General features: G+C 52.9%; 1 pseudogene. It reads left to right on the forward strand.

Annotated elements, in window-relative coordinates:
* Positions 1-61: 61 nt before the first annotated feature.
* Positions 62-1,010, forward strand: a pseudogene (locus CUC55_RS00005) (IS481 family transposase); the annotation flags it as partial.

The following is a 1,010-nucleotide window of genomic DNA, read 5'->3' on the forward strand; positions in this document are numbered from 1 at the left end:
CTAGTTGTTTAGTCCCAGAGTGTGATGGTGTATCGTTATCACGATCACGGAGGGAAACTCTATGGGCCAATTTCTTCATGGCAGCGCCAAGACGACGCACGCCGTTCGAGCAGAATTACAGCGATCGAAAGCTCCAGTCGCGGCGCTCGCGCGGCGATACGGCATCAACGAGAAAACCGTAAGGAAATGGCGGTCTCGACCAGGTGTCGAGGATGAGGCGATGGGGCCGAAGAAGCCGCGAAGTACAGTTTTACGGCCTTGGAAGAGGCGGCGATAGTTTCTTTGAGAGTCAAAGCCCGGCTACCGTTGGATGACGTTTACATCGCTCTGAAGGACGTGATCCCACATCTGTCCCGCTCCAGCCTTCACCGTTGCTTGCAACGACACGGCATCTCGCGGCTACCAAAAGCCGACCGCGAGAAACCCAAGCGGTTCAAAACATACGAGATCGGCTATTTCCACATCGACATTGCCGAGTTGCGATACGAGGGTGGTAAGGCGTTTCTCTTCGTAGCAGTCGATCGCACCTCTAAGATCGTCGTTGCCAGGATTTATCGCAAAGCGACGAACCTCGTAGCTGCCGGCTTTCTTAAGGCTCTGATCAAAACGGCACCCTATAAAATCCACACGGTTCTCACCGATAACGGCGTCCAGTTCGTACAGCATGATAAACGAGCAGAGCGTGGGTTTGTCGGTCATATCTTCGGTGCGGTGTGTGTCGAAAATGGCATTGAGCACCGGNAAACAAAGCCTTACCACCCCTGGACCAATGGTCAGGCTGAGCGAATGGTCAGAACGATCAAGGAGGCGACCGTCAAATCATTCCATTACGCCTCAATCACAGACTTACGCTGTCATGTTAGGGACTGGCTGCTGGCCTACAACTACGCCAAACAGCTCAAAGCCCTGCGCTTCAAAACTCCTTTCGAAGCCATACGGCAACTGAGTGAGAAAAAACCTGAAATCTTCACTCAAACCCCAAGCCATGACATGCTGGGACCAAACACCTA

This window comes from Agrobacterium bohemicum (assembly GCF_002896715.1).
Lineage (GTDB): Bacteria > Pseudomonadota > Alphaproteobacteria > Rhizobiales > Rhizobiaceae > Agrobacterium > Agrobacterium bohemicum.